This is a genomic window from Mesorhizobium sp. WSM4816 (assembly GCF_055811535.1).
On sequence record NZ_JBVVQR010000003.1, the window covers coordinates 354,339 to 360,657 of the forward strand.

3 protein-coding genes and 1 pseudogene are annotated in these 6,319 nt (G+C 64.1%); 1 reads left to right on the plus strand and 3 read right to left on the minus strand.

The features are described from left to right. Positions 1 to 29: 29 nt before the first annotated feature. The 3 genes and pseudogenes from AC0L3H_RS06015 to AC0L3H_RS06025 form a co-directional block, all read right to left on the minus strand. Positions 30 to 798 (minus strand): annotated as a pseudogene (locus AC0L3H_RS06015) (transporter substrate-binding domain-containing protein). A 117-nt stretch (positions 799 to 915) separates the two neighbouring features. Beyond that, positions 916 to 2,661 (minus strand): hydantoinase B/oxoprolinase family protein, encoded by a 1,746-nt coding sequence (locus tag AC0L3H_RS06020; RefSeq protein ID WP_473584816.1) that lies wholly within the window; start codon positions 2,659 to 2,661, stop codon positions 916 to 918. Between the two features lie 172 nt (positions 2,662 to 2,833). After that, positions 2,834 to 4,918, minus strand: a complete 2,085-nt coding sequence (locus AC0L3H_RS06025) for a hydantoinase/oxoprolinase family protein (protein ID WP_473584817.1) — start codon at positions 4,916 to 4,918, stop codon at positions 2,834 to 2,836. Between the two features lie 233 nt (positions 4,919 to 5,151). On the opposite strand from AC0L3H_RS06025, the gene AC0L3H_RS06030 reads away from it, so the two are divergent. Next, positions 5,152 to 5,979, plus strand: coding sequence for a ferredoxin--NADP reductase (locus tag AC0L3H_RS06030; RefSeq protein ID WP_473507998.1), 828 nt, complete (start codon positions 5,152 to 5,154; stop codon positions 5,977 to 5,979). Positions 5,980 to 6,319 lie beyond the last annotated feature (340 nt).

A 6,319-nucleotide genomic window follows, 5' to 3' on the forward strand; every position in this document is an offset into this window, starting at 1 on the left:
GCAAACCTGAGGCGATTGCCCGGGACTCGCTACTCGCCGTAGACGTCGAAGGCAAAATACTTGTCGTTGATTTCCTTGTATTTGCCGTTTGCGCGCAGGGCGTCGATCGCCGCGTCGAGTTTTTCGGCCAGTTCCTTGTTGCCCTTCTGCAGCGCGATGCCAACGCCGGGGCCATGGATGGCCGGGTCTGGGGCCAGGGTGCCGAGCAGCTTGCAGCAGGCGCCCTCGGGTTTTTTCAGCCATTCGGTCAGAGCCGTCCATCACCGCGTCGAGGCGGCCATTGACCATGTCGGTGCGGGCGTCGTCGCCGGTCGGATACGGTTTTATGGTCGAGCCTGCGTATTTCTGCTCGGCGAAATTCTGGTGGATCGTCGCGCTCTGCACGCCAAGCGCCTTGCCTTTCAGGTCCTCGGGCGAGGTGCCTGACACGGTCGATTCCTTCGGCACCGCGATGGCCGGCGGCGTCTGGTAGTATTTTTTGGTGAAGTCGACCTTCTCGGCGCGTTCCGGCGTGATGGTGATGTTGATGATGGCGTCGAACTTGCCGGCCTGCAGCGCCGGGATCGAGCCGTCGAAATCCTGCACTGTGAATTCGCATTCGGCCTTCATCTCGGCGCACAGCGCCTTGCCGAGATCGATGTCGAAGCCGCCCAGCGTGCCGTCGGCATTGGCATAGTTGAAAGGCGGATAGGCACCCTCGGTACCAAGCCTGAGTTTCTTGTCCTGGGCAGAGGCAGCGCCGGTGGCGAGCGCCAGGGCGACGGACGCGGCAGCCAAGAAACGACCGAAAAGGCGCATGATCCAGATCTCCCTTGATGGGCCTGAGTCTACGGGGTTTTGTGGGCGCGGCGGAGACGGAAACGACATGCCCTGCGGCGATCACGGCGCGGCAAGGCCGATTGGAGGCTTCGTCGGTCAGCCGGCGGCTCGTGCCCGCTCGGTGGCGGCCAGGTCGATCGCCGACCCGTCCGCGGAAAGAGCGACGCCAAATTTCTCGCTGGCCTGTTCGGGCGTATAATAGCCCAGGGCCACATCCCGCAGCACCAATTCCGGATCGCGCTGCAGGGGATCGCCATAGCCGCCGCCGCCCGGCGTGCCGACGCGCACGCGGTCGCCAGCCTTCAACGCGATGTCCTGCTCCTTGGAGAGGTGCGGCGGCACATGCTGCTGGCCGTCGCGAAAAACGGTCACCGTGTTGACCGCGCCGTCCCTGCCGCCGAGCGCGCCCTGCGGGCCGAAACGACCGTGGTCCATGACGAAGGAGGCGCGGGCGTCGCCGCGCAGGATTTCGACCTCATAGGCGAGGCCGAAACCGCCGCGATGCCTGCCGGGGCCGCCCGAGCCCTCGCGCAGGGCATAGTGGCGATAGAGCACCGGAAACGCCTGCTCCATGATCTCGACCGGCGGCGATTTTGAAATGCCAATGGTCGAGCAGCCATTGGTGAGGCCGTCGTGACCGGCATTGCCGCCATAGCCGCCGCCGGAGATCTGGTACATGACGTAGTCGCGGCCGCGGGCCGGATCGTTGCCGCCGAGCGCGAAATTGCCGCTGGAGCCGGCCGGCGCCGCCGTCACCTTGTCCGGCAGCGCCTGCACCATCGCCGCGAACACCGCTTCGGCGATGCGCTGCGACACCTCGGCCGCGCAGCCCGACACCGGGCGCGGATATTTTGCGTCGAGGAAAGTGCCTTCCGGCCGCTTGACGATCAGCGGCTCGAAGGCGCCGGCGCTGATCGGCACGTCGGGGAAAATGTGGCGCATGGCGAGATAGACCGACGACAAGGTGGTCGCCAGCACGCTGTTCATCGGCCCGGCGCAGGGTTTTGACGAGCCCGAAAAATCGAAGCTGAGCGTGTCGCCTTGTTTCTCGACAGCCAGCGCAATGGTCAGTGGCTGGTTGACCACCCCGTCGGAATCGACAAAGGCTTTGGAGCGATAGATGCCATCGGGAATGGCCGCTATGTTGGCGCGCATCTGTTCGGCGGCCCGGCGGCGCAGTTCGGCGATCGCCTCGACGACCGTTTCGTCACCGTAACGATCCAGGATTCCGGTGAGCCGGTCCTGGCCGATCAGCAGTGCCGCCGCTTGCGCGCGGATATCGCCGATGCGCTGGTCGGCAACCCGGATGTTGGAGCAGATGATGGCGTAGATCTCGCGGTCGAGCACGCCCTGCTTGAACAGTTTTACCGGCGGCAGCCGCAGGCCTTCCTGCTCGACCGCCGTTGCCGAGGCCGAAAAACCGCCCGGCACCGAACCGCCGATATCGGGCCAGTGGCCGGTGTTCGACAGCCAGCAAAAAATCTTGCCATCGCGGTAGACCGGCATGGCGAAGCGCACATCCATCAGATGGGTGCCGCCGAGATAGGGGTCGTTGACGATGTAGATGTCGCCTGGCTCGGGCGGCAGGCAGCGTCCCTCGGCGATCATTTCGATCACCGTTCTGGTCGAATACTGCATGACGCCGACGAACACCGGCAGGCCCTGGCTGCCCTGTGCGATCAGCGAGCCGTCGACCGCCGAATAGATGCCGTCGGAGCGGTCGTTGGCCTCGGCGATGACCGGCGAGAAGGCGGCGCGCGAAAACGTCAGGTCCATCTCGTCGCAGACCTGCTGCAGCGCCGCCTGGATGACCGAAAGCGTAATAGTGTCGAGAGTGATCATCCGCGCGGACCCCCACCCCTAACCCCTCCCCACAAGGGGGAGGGGGACTCTCGTTGGCGCTCAAAGCAGCAAATCGCTGCGTGTCGAAGCCAGGAACTGGTGGCTCGACCAAATCCTCCTCCCCCTTGTGGGGAGGGGTTAGGGGTAGGGGTCCTCTTCGATGAAAGCCTTATCATAACTGCCCCACCTCTATGATGATGTTGCCGTCGGCGTCCGAGCGCGCCCGGTCGCCAGGCTCGAGCACGGTGGTGGCGTCCATCTGTTCGAGGATCGCCGGACCTGCGATGACAGCGTCGAGCGGCAGCTTTTCCCTGACGTAGACCGGCGTGTCGTGCCAGCGCCCGCCATACCAGACCGGCCGGATTTCGCGGCGCGCCTCATCGAGCGTTCTGGCGCGGCCAGCCGGGTCGATCAATCGCGAAAGATCGATCGCCGGCCGCACGCCGGTGACCGAGGTGTTGAGGTTGACCAGATTGGCGCGGATTTCCGGCAGCTCGACCTTGAAGCGGGCGAAATAGGCCTTTTCGAACAGCTGCTGCAGTGTTTCACGCGTCACCGCGGACGACGGCAGCGGCACGTTGATGATGTGGGTCTGGCCGACGAACTGCATGTCGGCGGAATGGGTGACGCGGATCGTCTCCGGCTTTATCGCCTCTTTGCCGATTAGTTCCTCGCCTTCGTTTCGGTGCCGTTCCAATATCGCGTGAAGCCGCATTTCATCGAGACCGGCCACCGGCTGGTTGACCGTGTTGACGAAATCGTGCCTGAGATCGGCGACGACGCAGCCGAGCGCATTGGTGATGCCCGGCCGCGCCGGCACCAAGACTTTTGGCAGGCCGAGTTCGCGCGCCAAAGCTGTCGCATGCAGCGGCCCGGCGCCGCCGAAGGCGAACAGCGCGAAATCGCGCGGGTCGTGGCCGCGCGACACCGAGACCATGCGGATGGCGCCGGCCATCTTGATGTTGCCGAGCCGCAGCACCGCGCCCGCCGCCTCGACGCCGGACAGGCCGGTGGGGCGGCCGATCCTGTCCTCAAAAATGCCGGTGACGTGTTCTGATGTGACCGGGTTTTCCACGGCGAGCAGTTTTTTCGGCGCCAGCCGGCCAAGCACCAGATTGGCGTCGGTGATGGTCGGTTCAACGCCGCAGCGCCCATAGCAGATCGGGCCGGGATTGGCGCCGGCGCTTTCCGGGCCGATCTGGATCAGGCCGGCCGCATCGACGCGGGCGATCGAGCCGCCGCCGGCGCCGACCGTGTGCACCGCCACCATCGGCACATGGATCGGCATCGCATATTCGATCTCGATCTCGTTCGACACCGCCGGTTCGGCATTGCGGATCAGCGCCACGTCGGTCGAGGTGCCGCCCATGTCGTAGGTGACCAGGTTTTCGAAGCCGGCGCGTTTTCCGGTATAGGCGGCGGCGATGACGCCGGAGGCCGGGCCGGACATCACGGTCTTGGCCGATTCACGGGTGACGAAGCGGGCCGAGATCATGCCGCCATTGCCGTTCATGATCAGGAAGTCGCGGGCGTAGCCTTTCGACCCCAATTCCTTGCGCAGCCGCTCGACATAGCGCTCGAGGATCGGCTGCACCGAGGCGTTGACCGAAGCGGTGACGCCGCGCTCGAATTCACGCGCTTCCGACAGCAGTGCATGGCCCGTCGTGATGTAGCTGTTCGGCCAAAGCGCGGCGGCGATCTCGGCGGCGCGCCGCTCATGCGCCGGATTGGCGTAGGAATGCAGGAAATGGATGACGAGGGATTCGCAGCCGGCCGCGAGCAATTGTGAAACCGCGTCGCGCATCTCGGCTTCGTCGAGATGGATGCGCACCGCGCCCGAGGCTTCGACGCGCTCCGACACTTCAAGCCGCAGATTGCGCGGAATGATCGGGACGAAGCTGCCGGTCATGCCATAGGCCTGCGGCCGCGTCCGCCGGCCAAGCTCGATGACGTCGCGAAAACCGCGCGTGGTGATCATGCCCGTCTTGGCGAGCCGGCGCTCGAGCACTGCGTTGGTGGTGGTGGTCGTGCCGTGCACGATGAGGTCGATGCCGCGGATGGGAAAACCGGTGGCGTCGAGCGCCGAAACGACCCCAAAAGCCTGGTTGTCGACAGTGGTCGGGGTCTTGGCGATATGCACCTTGCCGCCGTGACGCCCGTCGATCAGAAGCAGGTCGGTAAAGGTTCCGCCGACATCGATGCCGGCGACGACGCTGCCCGAGGAATCCAGCGTCTGCGCCGAAAAATTCTCTTCCATTGTCGAAACCCGAAATGTCAGGACTACAGATATGTCTCAGTTTGGAAAGGTGTTTCAGCCTGGCGTCTTGACGCAAATATCATTTGTATACTAATAAATTCCGGACACAAGAGCTTACCGCTTGGCAGTGTGCAAACGGCACGCCGGAACCTGATCGGTTCGGGCGCGCAGCAGAAAGTTTGGCGTCAGCGCCCTCGGGTTGGCCAGAAGGTTAGGCCAGAAGGTTAGGTTTGATGAACACCACATCCGCGCTCAACACCGCAGGCGCCCGGCCGCTGCAGTTCCCGATACCGGCCAATGTCTATGCCGAGACCGTCGTCTCGGTGAAGCACTATACCGACCGGCTGTTTTCGTTCCGCATCACCCGCCCGCAGTCGCTGCGCTTCCGTTCCGGCGAGTTCGTCATGATCGGCCTGCCCAACGCCGAAAAGCCGGTGTTCCGCGCCTATTCGATCGCCAGCCCGGCCTGGGATGACGAGCTGGAATTCTTCTCGATCAAGGTGCCGGACGGCCCGCTGACCTCTGAGCTGCAAAAGATCGAGATCGGCGACACCGTCATCATGCGGCAAAAATCGACCGGCACGCTAGTGGTCGACGCGCTGACCCCGGCCAAGCGCCTGTTCATGATCTCGACCGGCACCGGCATCGCGCCCTTCGCCAGCCTGCTGCGCGACCCCGACACTTTTGAGAAATTCGAGCAGGTCGTGCTGACCCACACCTGCCGCGACAATGCCGAACTGACCTACGGCCAGGAGCTGGTTGCAGAGCTGGAGAACGACCCGCTGATCGGCGAGCTGACCGGCGGCCGCGTCACGCTCTACAATTCGACGACGCGCGAACCCTCCGAGCGCATGGGCCGCATCACCGCGCTGATCGGCTCGGGAAAATTTTTTACCGATCTCGGCATCGACAAGCTCGACCCCGAAACCGACCGCATCATGATCTGCGGCTCGATGCACATGCTCAGGGATGTCAAGGAACTGGCCGAAAGCCTCGGCTTCGAGGAAGGCTCGCTGCATCATCCGGCAAGCTTCGTCGTCGAGCGGGCGTTTGTCGGGTAGAGCCTTGACACACTTCGTCATCCCAGGGCGAAGCAAGGAGCGAAGCGAACGCGGCGCAGACCCTGGGATCCATTCCGTGACATTAGAGCGTCACGACGGTGCAAAACGTTTGATGCCGGCGGGACAGCGCCCCCCTCTGTCCTGCCGGACATCTCCCCCACTTGGGGGGAGATCGGCTGTCACCACCGCTTTCGCAATTGTCTAATTTGCAGGATTGAGCGGAGCGGCCAAGCTGCCGATCTCCCCCCTCGTGGGGGAGATGTCCGGCAGGACAGAGGGGGGCGCCAAGGATCGCTGCAGATCAGCATTTTATCCTGAGCCGCCGCGCTGTTGGGATTTT

Coding starts and splice junctions, on each gene's coding strand:
- AC0L3H_RS06020 (WP_473584816.1), bottom strand. CDS start 2,661: ATGATCACTCTCGACACTATTACGCTTTCGGTCATCCAGGCGGCGCTG.
- AC0L3H_RS06030 (WP_473507998.1), top strand. CDS start 5,152: ATGAACACCACATCCGCGCTCAACACCGCAGGCGCCCGGCCGCTGCAG.
- AC0L3H_RS06025 (WP_473584817.1), bottom strand. CDS start 4,918: ATGGAAGAGAATTTTTCGGCGCAGACGCTGGATTCCTCGGGCAGCGTC.